The sequence below is a fragment of the Paenibacillus thailandensis genome (genome assembly GCF_042685365.1).
Taxonomy (GTDB): domain Bacteria; phylum Bacillota; class Bacilli; order Paenibacillales; family Paenibacillaceae; genus Paenibacillus_AP; species Paenibacillus_AP thailandensis.
In genome coordinates, this window is sequence record NZ_JBHUMY010000048.1 from 1 (window position 1) to 604 (window position 604).

At 55.5% G+C, this 604-nt stretch carries 2 protein-coding genes; both read right to left on the reverse strand.

The window, feature by feature from the left end; genetic code table 11:
• Window positions 1–421 (reverse strand): hypothetical protein (locus ACFSW5_RS26085; RefSeq protein WP_379280489.1); only part of this gene is annotated, 421 nt, incomplete at its 3' end.
• On the reverse strand, window positions 408–604 hold a 197-nt coding region (locus ACFSW5_RS26090; protein WP_379280491.1), incomplete at its 5' end, for a hypothetical protein. The genes ACFSW5_RS26090 and ACFSW5_RS26085, both read right to left, overlap by 14 nt.

A 604-nucleotide genomic window follows, 5' to 3' on the forward strand; every position in this document is an offset into this window, starting at 1 on the left:
GCTCGATTGCACCGTGTTTACGGATAGCATCGAGGTACTGCGCCTTTGCTCGTTCAATCTCCTTGCGCGCTGCTTCTGCTTCCTGCGCTTTGACCGCGAGAACCTCCGCGGCTTCGGTCCGAATACCGTCAAGCATACTTTCCGCTTCGGTTTCATCATGTTCCGGCGCCGCCTGTTTCGCATGAGATAACGCGAGGAGTTCGGTTTCTACCGTCTTAAGTTCGTCGTCGATACGCTGCAAAGCTCCGGAATCGAACGGCTTTCCCGGCTCATAAGCGGAGAGGACCGCGCGACGTTCGGCGTTGAGCGCTTCGATACGTTCTTTTAGCTCCGACTCCCGCGTAAAGAGGGCGCTGCGCTTCCCGCTGATCTTTCCAAGAAACTCCCGCGCTGCTTCTAGATGCTTTTTAATTTTCGACATTAGTAGTAACCTCCGCTTTCATTCGCTCGATTCGTGTGTTGATCGTTAGTAATTCGGCCTGCTGTCGCGCGTCCCGTCCGTCACTTTCCTTATACGCCGCGAGCTTCTCGTCATATAGCGCCCGGAGTTCGTCAATCGTTAGTCCGTCGAGTGGATGTTTCGGTGGCTCTTCCGGGCCTCCCC